This window comes from Streptomyces sp. SJL17-4, from assembly GCF_036826855.1.
Lineage (GTDB): Bacteria > Actinomycetota > Actinomycetes > Streptomycetales > Streptomycetaceae > Streptomyces.
In genome coordinates this window covers 1337033-1350996 of sequence record NZ_CP104578.1, presented here as the reverse complement: position 1 = coordinate 1350996, position 13964 = coordinate 1337033, and the positions used below count along the sequence as shown (strand labels likewise).

The following is a 13964-nucleotide window of genomic DNA, read 5'->3' as shown; positions in this document are numbered from 1 at the left end:
TGGGGGCTCCTCGGAGGTGGGGACTCCGTGTCGGGGGAATCCGTGGGCGGGTGGGGCCTTGAGCCGTGAGAGCGCTCTCAAGAATGGTGAGAATGAGATGGACCTGTCAATGGTTCTGTGGGGGAGGCGGGGTGAGTCGGGGGGGCGCTGCCGGGCGGGGCGGTGGGGATTCCGGGGCGCCCGATCGGCTCAGGCGCGGGCGCGCCTCGGCCGTACGGGCCGTGGTCCGTGGAGGATCGGCGGGAGGTGGCAGCGGCGTCGGTGCCCAGGGTGGCGGCGACGCCCCTCGGCCGCCCGGAACCGCCCCGCCGCCTGAAGAGATCCGGTCATGAAACTGTTCGAGGCCATGAGACTGTTCGAGGACCCGCTGTTCCCGTGCCGTGCGGACCGGGCGCCGGAACGCGTCGAGGCCGGCGCCCCCGCCGCCGCCACTCCGGTGGCGACGTGACCACCGCCCCGCGCGGGGACGCGCCGGGTGAAGGCCGTTACGGCGAGGCCGTGTTCCCTCCCGGGCGAGCGGGCGAGGGGGAGCGCATCGACTTCGGCGCGCTCGCCTACGACGACATCACCATGGCGCGGTTCCGCGCGCTCGGGGTCGGCCCCGGGTGGCGCTGCCTCGATGTGGGTGCCGGTACGGGCACGGTCTCCCGTCGGCTGCTCGACGAGGCCGGGGTGACGGGCGTGCTCGCCGTGGACCGCCACGTACGCTTTCTCGTTGAGCGTCCCGTGAACGGCCTCGACGTCCTGGAGGCCGACGTCACCGACCCGGACTTCGGCCCCGGCCGGTTCGGGCTCGTCCATGCGCGCTTCGTGATGATGCACCTTCCCGAGCGTGACCGTGTGATCAGCCGGTTGGCCGAACTCGTCGAGCCCGGCGGTGTGTTGGTGCTCAGTGACGCGGTCGATCTGACGAGCGAGCGGGCGCCCGGCACTCCGTACAGCACGGTGATGCGGGCGATGTGGCAGGCGCTGCGGGAGACCATCGGCACCGACGTCTCCTGGGTGCCGTCGTACCCGAGGCTGCTCCGCGGCGCGGGCCTTCTGCCCGTCGCCGCCGAGATCCATGTGCCGCCGCTGCTGGCGGGGAGTCCGATCAGCCGCTTCTGGGCGGACACATGGGAGCGGAGCAGGGCGCCGATGGTCGCGACCGGTCTGGTCGACGACGCGGCCGTCGACGCGGCGATCCGGTATCTGGAGTCCGACGCATGCGCGGCGCTGTCGGCAGGCATGCTCACGGCCTGGGGCCGGAAACCGGGCGAGGGGCTTCCGGAGGAGGGCCGCTGATCGTCGATCGGCGTCCGTGCCGCCTTGGCCCGGGGCGTCAGAACGTTCACCACCTCTCCATGTGAGGCACTTTCCCGACCTCCCGTGCCGCCTTCTCCCGGCGGACGCTCCTCTCAGCGCCGTCGATCAGGAGGAATGATCTCCGCCGAATGTGGCGAGAGTGTCGTGGCACGCCCCCGCGGGGCGGTATGCGCCCTTCCGCCCTCTTGTCATGGGCACGTAGCTTGTCCCCGGTCCGCAGTCAGGAAGCCATCGGACGGGGGAGATCGATGCCACCCACACGCCTGTCGACGCGCGCACGATCACTGGTCATCGGAGCCATGCTGCTCGCACTGCCGGCGGTCACGGTCACACCGTCGGTCGCCACCGCCGACGAACGCCCCAGAGCCCAGGAGGAAGCGGGAGCCGCCCAGGAACAGCCGGACCGGCCCTACCCGAACATCGACGTACGCGGGAACAAGCGCGTCGCGCCCACGGCCGGACAGCTGCGCGCCGCCCAGGAGCTCGACGGCACGGCCGTCCGCTGGGGTCGGTTCGGTACGCCCAGGCTGCTCACCCCGCAGGGGCGGACCACTCTCACCGCCGCCGGCACCGCCATCGACCCGCGCACTCTCGCGCTGGACCACATACGTGACCACGCGGCCCTGTACGGGCTCTCCGCCGCCGAGTTGGACGCCCTCACCGTCGTCAGGTCGTACCGCACCGAGCACAACGGCGTACGGCACGTCTTCATCGGCCAGAGCGACCGGGGCGTCCCCGTCCACGGCGCCCGCCTCTCGGTCGCCGTCGACAAGGCGGGCCGCATCCTCACCGTCACCGGCGGTCTCGTCGCGGGCGTGCGCGCCACCGGGAAGGCCATCCTCGACAAGGGCGCCGCGCTCGACCGGGCCGCGGCCTCCGTCGGCACCGACATCGGCACCGGCACCGGCACCGGCAACGACGCCGCCTCCGGCACCGGCACCGGCAAGGGCAACGACGCCGCCTCCGGCACTCGGGCCGGAACCACCGCCACCCGCGTCACCTTCCCGCTCGCCGACGGTACCGCCCGGCCGGCCTGGCGGATCACCCTCACCGCCGACAACGACCACCTGTACGACATCGTCGTCGACGCCGGGACCGGCACGGTCCTCCAGCGCACCGACCTCACCAGCAACGAGGGCCCCGAGGGCCGCGTCCACACCGCCCAGAACCCCACCCTCGGCAGCCCGACGACCGTCCCCTTCAGCGGCCTCGGCCGCTCCTGGGTCAGCGGCCGGGTCACCACCGGCAACAACGGCGAGGTCTCCCACGACCCCGACGGCAACGAGGCGCTGGGCCACCAGCCCCAGACACCGGCCGCCGGCGACCCGGCGTACCAGCACTTCACCTACACCTTCACGGACGCCTTCCGTACCAGCGGCGGCACCGACATCACGACCGACCGGGACGCGGTCGTCACCCAGGCCTTCTACTACGCCAACCGCATGCACGACCACCTCTACGCGCTCGGCTTCGACGAGGCCTCGGGCAACTTCCAGGAGGACAACCTCGGCAACGGCGGCGCCGGAGGCGACCGCGTCCAGGTCTACGTCGACTTCGACGCCAACGGGGACTCCGCCTGCAACGCCGACTTCGCCACCCCCGCCGACGGCCAGAACCCGACCATGCGGCTCTTCGTCGGACGCGCCTCCTGCGACAACCACCACATCCACCGGGCCATGAACGGCGACACCGTCGCCCACGAGTACAGCCACGGCCTGTCCCACCGCCTCGTCGGCGGCGGCGAGATGGGCGACGGCGTCCAGACCGACGCGCTCGGCGAGGGCTGGAGCGACGCCGTCGCCACCTCGCTCTGGAACGACCCGGTGTACGGCGAGTACAACAACGGCCGGGCCACCGGCATACGCCGCGTCGCCTACAACAACAGCACCCTCACCTACGGCGACCTCTGCGACGACGGCAGTTGCAGCGCGCACTCCGACGGTGAGATCTGGGCGACCGCCATGTGGGACATGCGGACCGCGCTCGTCGGCGCGTACGGCTACGCCACCGGAAAGCAGCGGCACGAGCAGCTGATGGTCGACGGCATGAAGCTGACCCCGTCCTCGCCCGACTTCCTGGACGCCCGCGACGGCATCCTCGCCGCCGACCGCGCGAACCACGGAGGCGCCGACCAGTGCCTGCTGTGGGGCGTGTTCGCCCGCCGGGGCATGGGCGCGAGCGCCACCTCGCCGAGCCAGGACCAGGCCGAGCCGGCGACCGACTTCCCCGTGAGCTGCCGGCCCACCGCCGACGCGGGCGGGCCGTACACCACCAAGGAAGGCGCCGACGTACGGCTCGACGCGAGCGGCTCCACCGTCCCCGGTGGCGGCGGCGGTTACAGCTGGGACTTCGACGGCGACGGCGCCTACGACGACGCGACCGGCGCCGCCCCGCTCTTCGACCGGGTCGGCCGGGACGGCACGTACACCGTCGGCCTGCGCGTCGGCAACGCCGCCGGGGCCGACACCGACACGGCGACCGTGACCGTCACCAACGTGGCTCCCGCGGTGACCTTCACCGTCCAGGGCCCGCGCGAGGAGGGCGGCGGACTCACGGTCTCCGGCACGGTCACCGACCCGGGCTGGCTCGACCCGCTCACCGCCACCATCGACCCCGGCGACGGCAAGCCCGTCCCGCTGCCGGGACAGCTGGAGAACAGCCGTCCCGACGCCACGCTCACCTTCAGCCGTGAGATCGCCTTCGGCGACAACGGCACCTTCACCGTGAAGATCTGCGGCAGCGACGACGACACCAGCACCTGCCGCGAGGCCGAGGTCACCGTCGCCAACGTCGACCCGACCGTCGCCCTCGACAAGACCGGCACCGTGCCGCTCGCCGGCGGCCGGACACTCGTCGTCCACAAGGGCGAGGAGAAGCGGTACACCGCCCGGATCACCGACCCCGGCAGCGACGACGAGACCATGACCTGGACGTGGGGCGACGGGACACCGCCCACCACGACCACCTCGCTCGTCAACCCGCCGGACGCCGACCCGGTCCGCAGCCCCAGCGTCCAGCCGCGCGACCTGACGGACACGCAGCCCCACACGTACACCCAGCCGTGCCTGTACGACCTGTCCCTCGCGGCACGTGACGACGACGGCGGCACAGGGACCGACGGTATGCCCGTCATCGTCCAGGGCAACGCGCCGCTGTCGCTGCTCGCCGACATCTGGTACGTCAAGTACCTGACCGGCGACCTCACCGGACTCGGCAGGGAGACGCTGGACTGCTACCTGAAGATCGTCCAGCACGCGAGCGCAGTGTTCTCCGAGAAGGTCGACGTGTCCACCCAGGACAAGGCGGCCAACGTCCTCTTCCTCAACCTGCTCCTGGACCCGAAGCGCTCCCTCGACCGTCAACTGCTCGCCGCCTGGCTCAACTTCGCCAACGGAGCCTTCGAGCCGAACGAGCTCGTCGACACGGACGGGGACTTGAAGGCGGACACCCCCTTCCTGGAGGCCATGCGGAACGCCGAGCGGGTGCGCCTCGACCCCCAGGCCACCAAGCAGCAGCTCTCCGCCCAGGCGGCCATCCTCACCTGCGTCAACGTCCCGCTGGTATGACCGCTCGTACGCCGAGGAAGACCCTGCTGACGCGCACTGCCGCCACCCTGCTCCTCGGGGCGGCGGCGGTCGCGTGCGCCGACGACGCCGCGCCGGATCGCCCGACCCCGCCGGTCCGCACCTCCGCCCCCACCCCTACTCCCACATCGACGTCCACCCCCGGCTCGACTCCGACGCCAACTCCTGCCCCTGCGACGTCAACTCCTGCCCCTGCGACGTCGACTGCCGGACCGGCCGTCCTCACCCAGGACGACACCGGCCGCACCGTCACCCTCCCCCTCGGCGACACCACCCAACTGCGCCTCTCCGGCAGCTGGCGCACGGCCACTCCCGCCGTCGACGGCACGGCGATCGTCCTCGTGCCGGTCGACTTCGAGTCCGATCCGGGGTACCGCGCCTGGGACGTCCGCGCCGTCGGACCGGGCGAGGCGGTCCTGCGTACCGCCGCACAGCCGGGCCTGCGGTCGCTGCGGATCACCTTTCGGATTCGATGAGCCTCCGGCCGACCCCGTGACTGCCGCGCGCGTGGCAGGCGGGGCGGTCATCCGCCGGGGGTGATCGCGTCCAGGCCCTTGGCCAGGTCTTCGGGGTTCATGACCGGCGAGTAGTGGACCTTGGCGTTGAGCTTGAGGAAGAGCGGCTCCGAGATCTTCGGCATCTGCGACGGATCGGCCGGGTCGAAGAAGACGTACGCCGTCCGGCAGCCGTCCTCGACGGTGAAATAGGCCGCTTCGGGACGGAGTTGACGGAGGGCTTCCTCCATGATCTTTCGCAGCGTGCCTTCTCGAATGGCCTCGTTCGAGGCCGGGGTGTCCATCTGAACCTTCAGGAGCATGCGCATGATGTCGCTGCCTCTCCCGACCGGGCGGGCGCTCCACCGGCTACGCCCTCGACACCCGGACGCGCTCCCTTCCAGCGCCCCCCCTCCTTCTCCGCCGTGACCACTCGGCGGGCGCCTCGCGGCTATCGCGCGGCCGCATCCAGGGCGGGCTCGATCCGGCCGAGCAGGCCCGGCCAGCCGCGCCCCATCCCCTCGAACGCGGCCTTGCCGAGCGGTGAGCCGAGGTCGAATCCGGCGTGGTCGAGGAAGAGCCGCGTACCGGTCCCTTCGGCCTCGAGCCGCCAGGTGACGGTGGTGTCGAGGGTTCCCGGCGCGAAGCTGTAGCTGAGGAGCCGCTCCGGCTCCACGGCGAGCACCTCGCACTCCTGGTGGCCCCACTGCCCCATGTCCAGGGTGAAGCGGTGCCCCACCTCGGCGCGTACGTCCCCGGCGGCCCACCAGCGCGCGTGCAGCTCGGGGTCGGTGAGCGCACGCCAGACGGCCCGGGGCGGGTGGGCGATGAACTGGTCGCAGTGGATGGTCCGGAGTTCGGCAGTCATGGAGATTCGTCCTCGGGTCGTGTGTCGCTGTGAGTGCTGTCGCTGATCTCGTCCAGTACGTCACGCAGGGCGCCCATGCGGGCGCGCCAGTAGTGCTCGAAGGGGTGGAGCCAGTCGCCCACCTCGGCGAGTGGCTCCGGCCGCAGGTGGTAGTAGCGATGGCGTCCGCGGGGCTCCTCGTGCACCAGCCCGGCCCTCTTCAGCACGGCCAGGTGCTCGGAGACGGCCGGACGGCTGAGGGAGAACTCCCCGGCCAGCTCGCCGGCCGGGCGTGGTCCATCGATCAGCCCTTCGAGCAGTTTGCGCCGGACCGGATTGGCCAGCGCGCTGTAGACGTCGACGGTTGGCATGCCGACAGAATGCGTCGGAAATCTCCGACGTGTCAACTTCTTCCGACGCGTCGAGGTCGACGCGCGAGGGGTCGAGTCCGATGCAAGGCTGAGGGCGTGCCCGGCATACCCGGCATACCCGGCGTACCCGGCGTCCCCGGAACCGTGAAAGGCCATCGCCATGATCACCACCGACTTCGTCCCCGGCTCCCCCTGCTGGCTCGACCTCGGCGCCCCCGACGTCCCGGCCGCCGCGGCCTTCTACGGCGGAGTGCTGGGGTGGAACTACGAGTCCATGGGGGAGGGGGAGGACATGGAGGGCGGGATGTTCCGGAGCGACGGAAAGATCGTCGCCGGGCTCGGCAAGCTGACCGAGGAGGGCGCGCGTTCGGCCTGGATGATCTACTACAACGTCGCCGACGCGGACGCCACGACCCGGGCCGTGGAGGAGGCCGGCGGCACGGTACGCGTCGCGCCGATGGACCTCGGCGAGTGGGGTCGGATGGCGCAGTACAGCGACCCGCTGGGCGGCCAGTTCGCCGTCTGGCAGCCGGGTACGAACAAGGGCGTCGAACAGGTCGACGCCCCGGGCTCGCTGTCCTGGACCGAGCTGTACACGAGCGACGCCGCGGCGGCGAAGCGGTTCTACGGCAGCGTCTTCGGCTGGCAGTACAGCGACATGCCGATGCCCGGCGGAGAGGGCACGTACACGATCATCACCCCCGCCGGACTTCCCGAGGAGCGCATGCAGGGCGGCCTCATGCAGCTGAGCGAGGCGGACCTCGCCCTCGCGCACGGACGGCCGTACTGGCACCCCGTGTTCGCCGTCGCCGACTGCGACGCCGCCGTCGCCAGGGTCACCGCGAGCGGCGGCAACGTGCAGATGGGGCCGGACGACGCGGAGGGCGTCGGACGGATCGCCGTCTGTCTCGACCCGTCGAACGCCGACTTCGTGGTCCTGACCCCGTCCGCCGGCTGACCGGCGCGCAGGTTGTGCGGGTCGGGGGGTCAGCGGGCCAACCGGTCGTCAAGCCACTGGAGGATCTCCGGCGTCACCGGGTCGGTGATGTCGGCGAACTCCTCGTGCTTCTTGAGGAACTTGGCCACGTACGGGCAGACCGGCACGATCCGCATCCCGGAGGCGCGCACGTCGGTCAGGGCCTGCTCGACCAGGATCGAGGCGAGGCCCTGGCCCGCGTAGGCGTCGTCGATCTCGGTGTGGAAGAAGACGCGCCGGTCGTCGCGGTCGCGGTACGCCGTGAGGCCGGCGCGCTTCTCGTCGACCAGGATCTCGTAACGGTGGCGGGGGTCGACGTGGCGGACGACGGGGGTGGGGGCTGTCTGCTCGCTCATGACGTGCCTTTCAGGTCGAAGGGTGCCGAAGGATAGAGGGGGCGGTGTGGTTCGTGGGATCCATGGGCCTGGGGGTGTGGGCCCCCTGGCTCAGGCGCGGGGCGGGTTTCCGCGGGGGGTGAGGGCGGCGTTCGGCAGGGCCGGGGCGGGGAGGCGGTCGCCGGGGTAGCCGTCGACGTGTCCGAAGCGGTCGGAGGCGCGCTCCCACTCCTCCCGGGCCTCGACGATGTCCTGGTTGCTGCGGCCGATGAAGTTCCACCACATGACGATCTCCTCGCCGAAGGGTGTACCGCCGATGAGGACCGCCCGCGCGCGCCGCTCGGACGTGTTCGTCAGGGTCAGGGTGTCGTGTCCGGTGTCGACGTAACCGAGTTCGGCCGGACGGAGAAGGGTTCCGGCGAGCCGGACGTCTCCTTCGTCGACGAGCAGACCGTGCTCGTGGGCCGGGTCGACGGGCAGGACGACCGTGGCGCCGGGGTCGATGAGGAGCTCGGCGCCGAGGAGCGGGGTGAAGGTGCGCACGGGGGAGGTCTCACCGGCGAGCGAGCCGAGGAACACCCGGAGTTCCGCGCCGTCGAGCCGCACCGGCTTCGGGGCGTGGTGCTGGAAGTCGCGGTCGGCGTGACGGTGTGCGTCGGGCAGCGCCACCCACAGCTGCACCCCGTGCAGCACGGTGGTGCCGGGAGTGGAGACCTCGGTGTGGCTGATGCCGTGGCCGCCGGTCATGAGGTTCAGTTCCCCGGGCCGTACGTACGCGTGGCTGCCCAGGCTGTCGCGGTGCTCGATCTCCCCGCTGAAGAGCCAGCTCACGGTCTGCAGCCCGGTGTGCGGGTGGGGGGCGACGTCCATGCCGCCGGACTCGGCGACCCGGTCGGGGCCGTAGTGGTCGGCGAAGCACCAGGCCCCGATCAGCGTCCGGGACCGCTGGGGCAGGGTGCGCCGTACGGTCATCGCGCGCGGTCCGCCCAGCGGAACGTCCCGCGCGGAGAGAATCTCGACCTCCGTGTCGCCCATGCCCGACCCCTCTCCATCCGTTCTCGTCCGGCGTTCTCGTCCAGCGATATAGTTTCGCTTTCAACAACTATGGGTGATCATAGCCCCAGAACCCTTGACGCGCACGGATTCCTCGAAGGAGCGCACGATGAACGACGACGTGAACGACGACGCGAAGGACGTGGCGGGTGGTCGGCGGGTCTACCTCGACAAGCAGAGCCCCGCGGCCTACCGGGCCCTGGTCCACACGGCCGACGCCGTCCGCGCGACCGCCGCCGAGGCCGGGCTCGACCGGATTCTGGTCGAACTGGTCAACCTCCGGGTGTCGCAGATCAACGGCTGCGCCTACTGCCTCGACGTCCACACCAGGGCCGCGCTCCGGGCCGGCGAGACGACCCGGCGCCTCGGCGTGCTCCCCGCGTGGCGGGACACCGAGCTCTTCACGGCACGGGAACGAGCCGCCCTCGCCCTGGCGGAGGCCACGACCGACCCGGCGGACGGCCTCGCGCAGGAACGGGCGTACGGCGAGGCCCGCGCGGTCCTGAACGACGAGGAGATCTCCGCGGTGATCTGGGTGGCGATCACCATCAACGCGTTCAACCGCGTCTCGATCTTCAGCCGCCATCCCGTACGCGACGCCGCCCCCGCACCCGTCCCCGCTTCCGCCCCCGCATCCGTCCCCGCTTCCGCCCCGCTCCCGGCGGACGCCACGGCCTGACCCTCCCGGCGTCGGTGGCCGCCAGGCGGGGCGCGGCCGTGTCCGTCGGCCGGGCGGGGCGTTGTGAGGGTGTGATCTCTACACGACGCATTTCCTCAGTTCTCGCCGTGGCCGCCGCCTTCTCGTGCCTCGGCGCCTCCGCGGCGCAGGCCGTCGCCACCACCAGCCCGCTCGGCCCGCCGATCAACCCGGTCACCGAGCTCGACGCGCTCGCCACGACCGGGATCCCCGAGGAGTCCAAGGCGCAGTTCCCCGGCATCGCCGGTCAGCTCGGTGGGCTCAGCCGGCTGCACGAGGTGAACCAGCTCCACCAGCTCACCGACCAGGCCGCGCCGGTCACCGGGCTGCTGCCCGAGATCTCCTGACCGGTCCTCCGGGCGGACGAACCGGCATCGCGCGGACAGCGCGGTGCCGGTTCTCTGTTGCGCGGGCGTGGTCCGGTGTCACCAGCCGAAGCGGCGGTCGACCAGCGCGGCGAACTCCTCGAACGACAGGACGCGGTCGCCGTTCTGGTCGGCCTGGTCGAACAGAGCCGAGGCGTCGTCGTCGTTCCCCACGCCCCACGCGGGGATCACGCCCTGAGCGGCAAGGGTCGGGCCCTTGGCCCGCAGCGCGTTGATGACCTCGATGCGCGTCAGGCTTCCGTCATGGTCGAGATCGAGCGCGTCGAAGAGAGTACGGGCCTTGTCGCTCATGATGTGTCCTGCTTCCCTGTGGCCGTGGCTGTTGCATAGGCCGATGCGTCCCTGTCCAGAAGGACGCAGGGTTCGCCCCCCACGTTGCCTCGGGGCCGTCATCGAGCGTAGTCGTGCGGCGCGGGCCGGGTGCGCGCAGGAGGGGGCGGGGGTTGTCCACAGGTTTCGGCGGTGCGGCCGGGGTGTCCGTGGCGGCCGATAGGGTGGGTGAATGGTCCTTTCCGACGGTTCCGCCGTGATCTCCGATGCAGCGCAGGTGCTCCACCGCGTCTTCGGTTACAGCTCCTTCCGAGGCGAGCAGCAGGAGATCATCGAGCAGGTCGTCGACGGCGGCGACGCCCTCGTGCTGATGCCGACCGGCGGCGGAAAGTCGCTCTGCTACCAGATCCCCGCCCTGGTCAGAGACGGCACCGGCGTCGTGATCTCGCCGCTGATCGCCCTCATGCAGGACCAGGTGGACGCGCTCAGGGCCCTCGGGGTGCGGGCCGGATTCCTGAACTCGACCCAGGATCCGTACGAGCGGCAGGCCGTCGAGCAGGCCTTCCTCGCCGACGAGCTCGACCTGCTCTATCTGGCTCCCGAGCGCCTCCGGACCGAGGGCACCCAGCGGCTCCTGGACCGCGGCAAGGTGTCGCTGTTCGCCATCGACGAGGCGCACTGCGTCGCCCAGTGGGGCCACGACTTCCGGCCGGACTACCTCGCGCTGTCCATGCTCCACGAGCGCTGGCCCAAGGTGCCGCGGATCGCGCTGACCGCCACGGCCACGGAGGCCACCCACAAGGAGATCGCCGCCCGGCTCGGCCTGGAGGACGCCCGGCACTTCGTCGCCGGCTTCGACCGGCCGAACATCCAGTACCGCATCGTCCCGAAGAACAGCCCGCACAAGCAGCTGCTCGAACTGATCAGGGCCGAGCACGACGGGGACGCCGGAGTCGTCTACTGCCTCTCCCGTGCCTCGGTGGAGAAGACCGCGGCCCTCCTCGTGGAGAACGGCATCGACGCCGTCCCCTACCACGCCGGCATGGACGCCCGGGCGCGCGCGGCGAACCAGGCACGCTTCCTGCGGGAGGACGGGATCGTCGTGGTCGCGACCATCGCCTTCGGGATGGGCATCGACAAGCCCGACGTACGCTTCGTCGCCCACCTCGACCTGCCCAAGTCCGTCGAGGGCTACTACCAGGAGACCGGCCGCGCCGGCCGCGACGGCGAGCCCGCCACCGCCTGGCTGGCGTACGGCCTCCAGGACGTCGTCCAGCAGCGCAAGATGATCGACGGCTCCGAGGGCGACGAGCAGCACCGGCGCGCCCTCGCCATGCACCTGGAGGCCATGCTCGCGCTCTGCGAGACGGTCGACTGCCGCCGCGTGCGGCTCCTCGCCTACTTCGGCCAGTCGGGTCAGCCGTGCGGCAACTGCGACACCTGCCTGACCCCGGCCGAGTCCTGGGACGGCACCGTCGCCGCGCAGAAGCTGCTGTCCACCGTGTGGCGGCTGGCCAAGGAGCGGCGCCAGAAGTTCGGCGCCGGACAGATCATCGACATCCTCCAGGGCAAGAAGACGGCCAAGGTCATCCAGTTCGACCACGACGGCCTCTCGGTGTTCGGCGTCGGCTCGGACCTGGGCACCGCCGAGTGGCGCGGCGTCGTGCGCCAGCTCCTCGCGCTGGGACTCCTCGCGGTGGAGGGCGACTACGGCACGCTCGTGCTCACGGAGGAGAGCGGCGAGGTGCTCGGTGGGCGCCGGACCGTCACCATGCGCAAGGAGAAGGCCCCGGCCGCCCCCTCCCGCAAGGAGTCCGGTGGGCGTTCCGGGAAGGGCGCCCGTGTGCCGGTCGACCTGCCGGCGGCCGCGGTCCCGGTCTTCGAGGCGCTGCGCGCCTGGCGGGCCGCGACGGCACGCGAGCAGGGCGTCCCGGCGTACGTCGTCTTCCACGACGCCACGCTGCGGGAGATCGCGACGCGGCTCCCCACGACGGTCGAGGAGCTCGGCACCATCGGAGGCGTCGGCGAGGCCAAGCTGGCGAAGTACGCCGAGGGCGTGCTGGAGGCACTGGCGGAGAGCGGGGCCGCCGCGGCCGCCGCCCCCGTCGCCGCGGCTGCCCCGGCCGTACCCGGTGCGCGGTCCGTGCAGTCCGCGCCGTCCGCGCCCTCCGCTTCGGAGCCCGACGCTCCTCCGTACGACGAGGAGCCGCCCTACGACATGGACGGGATGGAAGAGCCGCCGCCCTGGGACGACTGGCGGTAGGCGGTAGGCGGTAGGCGGCGGGAGGCGCCCGGCGGTGGCCCCCGTCCTCACCGCCGTATCCCTCAGGTGGGTTGCGGGGTGAGGCGGCGCAGGCCCCGGCGGTCGTAGTAGTGGGTCATGCCGAGACCGAACGCCAGGGCCAGGACCGTGCCGACCGCGATCATGATCCAGCCGCGGGCCAGGCCGGCGTCGGCTTGGGCGTCGAAGTACAGGATGGCCCGGACACCCGCGCTGAGCTGGTGCATCGGCTCGAAGACGCCCAGGAAGCGGTAGAAGCCCGGGGTGGCCTCCAGGGGGACGGTGGCGCCGGAGGAGGGGAGGGCCAGCGCGATGAAGATGAACATGGAGACGAGCTGGCCGATGCCGCCGAACGCGGCGTTGATGGCCTGGACGCCCAGACCGACGGCGACCGTCGCGCAGTAGGAGAAGAGCCACAGCATCGGCAGGTGCGAGGCGTCCATGCCGAGGACCGAGATCGTGGCCACCATGACGAGCGTCGAGGTGAGGACCGAGATGCCCGCCGTCATCAGCATCTTCAGGATCAGCGTCTGCGTGCGGTCGATCGGGACCGTGGGGTGCCGGGAGTGCCAGGGGCCGATCTCGCTGTCGGCGTAGCCGAGCGCGGTGTCGACGCCGCTGTTGACGAGGTTGCCGCCGATGAAGCCGCCGAGGACGAGCAGCAGCGTGTAGTAGAAGGCGGTCAGGCCCAGGCCGCTGTGCCGGCCGATCGGATGGCCGACCTCGGTGGTGACGGCGACCGGGTCGGCCAGGAGCAGTCGGGTCGTCGGGACGTCGGTGGAGGCCGTGAGCTGCTTGCCGATGGTCAGTGAGGCCTGATGGGCGGCGTTCTGGTTGATCTGGGACGTGAGCGACGAACCCAGGCTGCCGAGGCCGGGATTGGTGAGCACGGTGATCGTCGGCCGTACGGTCGCCCGGTCCGTGGTCAGGGCGGCGACGGAGGCGGTGAAGTTCTCCGGGACGACGAGGGCGCCGAAGATCTCGCCGGACGCCAGCGCGTCCTGGGCCTGTGCGCGGTCCAGCCGCCGCCAGTCCACGCCGGTCGTCGAGGAACCGGCGGCGACGATCCCGTCGGTGATCTGCTTCCCCAGGGTCTCCCGCTGTCCGGGCAGTGGGGTGCCCCGGTCCTCGTCGACGAGGGCGACGGGCAGCCTGTGCAGGTTGTCGTTCGGGTTGAGGATGCCGCCCATGTAGAGGAGCGAGAGGCCCACGGCGACCAGCGCGCTCAGGACGGTCGGTACGAGCCACAGTTTGGGGTTCCGGACGAGGGCCCGGGCGCGGACCTGCGGGTCGGCGGTGTGCGGGGGGATCGCGGACGTCATGGTGTCATCGTCGACGCGGGCGCCGTCGTGGCGGGGATTGCGG

14 protein-coding genes are annotated in these 13964 nt (G+C 71.6%); 7 read left to right on the top strand and 7 right to left on the bottom strand.

Annotated elements, in window-relative coordinates:
• Positions 1 to 444: 444 nt before the first annotated feature.
• From N5875_RS06020 to N5875_RS06010, 3 genes are all read left to right on the top strand, one after another.
• The gene (locus N5875_RS06020) at positions 445 to 1284 is read left to right on the top strand and encodes a methyltransferase domain-containing protein (RefSeq protein WP_338492124.1); all 840 of its coding nucleotides are present in this window, start codon (positions 445 to 447) and stop codon (positions 1282 to 1284) included.
• A gap of 269 nt (positions 1285 to 1553) precedes the next feature.
• Positions 1554 to 4871 carry a M36 family metallopeptidase gene (locus N5875_RS06015; protein WP_338492122.1) on the top strand — a complete coding sequence of 1106 codons (3318 nt, stop codon included), beginning with the start codon at positions 1554 to 1556 and terminating at the stop codon, positions 4869 to 4871.
• Positions 4868 to 5365, top strand: a complete 498-nt coding sequence (locus N5875_RS06010; protein WP_338492120.1) for a hypothetical protein — start codon at positions 4868 to 4870, stop codon at positions 5363 to 5365. The genes N5875_RS06015 and N5875_RS06010 overlap by 4 nt, the downstream gene beginning before the upstream one ends.
• Positions 5366 to 5412: 47 nt before the next feature.
• Here the strand turns inward: N5875_RS06010 and N5875_RS06005 are convergent, their stop codons facing one another.
• The 3 genes from N5875_RS06005 to N5875_RS05995 form a co-directional block, all read right to left on the bottom strand.
• The gene (locus N5875_RS06005; protein WP_318209610.1) at positions 5413 to 5712 is read right to left on the bottom strand and encodes a hypothetical protein; all 300 of its coding nucleotides are present in this window, start codon (positions 5710 to 5712) and stop codon (positions 5413 to 5415) included.
• A gap of 122 nt (positions 5713 to 5834) precedes the next feature.
• Positions 5835 to 6251 carry an SRPBCC domain-containing protein gene (locus N5875_RS06000; RefSeq protein ID WP_318209609.1) on the bottom strand — a complete coding sequence of 139 codons (417 nt, stop codon included), beginning with the start codon at positions 6249 to 6251 and terminating at the stop codon, positions 5835 to 5837.
• A complete protein-coding gene (locus tag N5875_RS05995) occupies positions 6248 to 6601 on the bottom strand; it encodes a metalloregulator ArsR/SmtB family transcription factor (RefSeq protein ID WP_318209608.1) in 354 nt (117 codons plus the stop codon). Before N5875_RS05995 ends, N5875_RS06000 begins: the two co-directional genes overlap by 4 nt.
• A 160-nt stretch (positions 6602 to 6761) precedes the next feature.
• Between N5875_RS05995 and N5875_RS05990 the strand changes: the two genes are divergently transcribed.
• Entirely contained in the window at positions 6762 to 7559 is a 798-nt protein-coding gene (locus N5875_RS05990; RefSeq protein ID WP_338492117.1) for a VOC family protein, read from the top strand.
• Positions 7560 to 7588: 29 nt separating this feature from the next.
• Here the strand turns inward: N5875_RS05990 and N5875_RS05985 are convergent, their stop codons facing one another.
• Entirely contained in the window at positions 7589 to 7933 is a 345-nt protein-coding gene (locus N5875_RS05985; protein WP_318209606.1) for a GNAT family N-acetyltransferase, read from the bottom strand.
• Positions 7934 to 8023: 90 nt separating this feature from the next.
• Positions 8024 to 8947 carry a pirin family protein gene (locus N5875_RS05980; protein ID WP_318209605.1) on the bottom strand — a complete coding sequence of 308 codons (924 nt, stop codon included), beginning with the start codon at positions 8945 to 8947 and terminating at the stop codon, positions 8024 to 8026.
• 127 nt (positions 8948 to 9074) lie between these two features.
• On the opposite strand from N5875_RS05980, the gene N5875_RS05975 reads away from it, so the two are divergent.
• Together N5875_RS05975 and N5875_RS05970 are read left to right on the top strand one after the other, a co-directional pair.
• A complete protein-coding gene (locus tag N5875_RS05975) occupies positions 9075 to 9644 on the top strand; it encodes a carboxymuconolactone decarboxylase family protein (protein ID WP_338492114.1) in 570 nt (189 codons plus the stop codon).
• Positions 9645 to 9751: 107 nt separating this feature from the next.
• Positions 9752 to 10009 (top strand): hypothetical protein, encoded by a 258-nt coding sequence (locus tag N5875_RS05970; protein ID WP_318209603.1) that lies wholly within the window; start codon positions 9752 to 9754, stop codon positions 10007 to 10009.
• Positions 10010 to 10087: 78 nt separating this feature from the next.
• Here the strand turns inward: N5875_RS05970 and N5875_RS05965 are convergent, their stop codons facing one another.
• Positions 10088 to 10339, bottom strand: coding sequence for an EF-hand domain-containing protein (locus N5875_RS05965; RefSeq protein WP_030313851.1), 252 nt, complete (start codon positions 10337 to 10339; stop codon positions 10088 to 10090).
• Positions 10340 to 10550: 211 nt separating this feature from the next.
• On the opposite strand from N5875_RS05965, the gene recQ reads away from it, so the two are divergent.
• Positions 10551 to 12581 carry a DNA helicase RecQ gene (gene recQ, locus N5875_RS05960; protein ID WP_338492112.1) on the top strand — a complete coding sequence of 677 codons (2031 nt, stop codon included), beginning with the start codon at positions 10551 to 10553 and terminating at the stop codon, positions 12579 to 12581.
• 62 nt (positions 12582 to 12643) lie between these two features.
• On the opposite strand, the gene N5875_RS05955 is transcribed toward recQ, so the two are convergent.
• Positions 12644 to 13921, bottom strand: coding sequence for a DUF3533 domain-containing protein (locus N5875_RS05955; protein ID WP_338492110.1), 1278 nt, complete (start codon positions 13919 to 13921; stop codon positions 12644 to 12646).
• Between the last annotated feature and the right edge of the window lie 43 nt (positions 13922 to 13964).